The sequence below is a fragment of the Mesorhizobium sp. M7A.F.Ca.ET.027.03.2.1 genome (genome assembly GCF_003999175.1).
Classification (GTDB): Bacteria; Pseudomonadota; Alphaproteobacteria; order Rhizobiales; family Rhizobiaceae; genus Mesorhizobium.
Window position 1 is genome coordinate 1 of record NZ_RZOM01001807.1, and the last position, 555, is coordinate 555.

Consider the following 555-nt stretch of genomic DNA (forward strand, 5'->3'; position numbering starts at 1 on the left):
AGCCCTTGCTGCGCCAGACGGAAGCGCAAGCCATGCCGCGCGTCTCGGCGATCCTCGCCCGCGAAGGCTTGAATGAACCGGACGGCGACATGCCGCAGGACCATGTCCCCGGCGACATCACCCGCGAGCCGCTCGAATTCCCGATGGCGCGCGACATCCGCCTTCAGGCGCTGTCACGCGGCGATGAAGGTTTTCTGCTGGCGCTCGGCTATTCCACGCAGCGCGGCTATGCCCGCAACCATCCCTTCGTCGGCGAGATCCGCATCGGCGAGGTCGAGCTCGATCTCGACGTGCCCGAACTGCCCTTCGCTGTCCCGCTCGGCACTGTCCGGGTCACCGAATGCCAGATGGTCAACCAGTTCAAAGGCTCGGCCAAGGCGCCGCCGCAGTTCACCCGCGGCTACGGCCTGGTCTTCGGCCAGAGCGAGCGCAAGGCGATGGCGATGGCGCTCTGCGACCGGGCGCTGCGCGCGAAGGAGCTCGGCGAGGATGTCGTCGCCGCGGCCCAGGACGAGGAGTTCGTCATCTCACACTCAGACAATGTCCAGGCGCTGT

General features: G+C 67.2%; 1 protein-coding gene. It reads left to right on the forward strand.

All coding sequences use genetic code 11. The annotated features are described in order from the left end of the window. The coding region (locus EN750_RS38185) for a carbon-phosphorus lyase complex subunit PhnI (protein ID WP_189526858.1) at positions 1-555 on the forward strand (555 nt) is incomplete at both ends.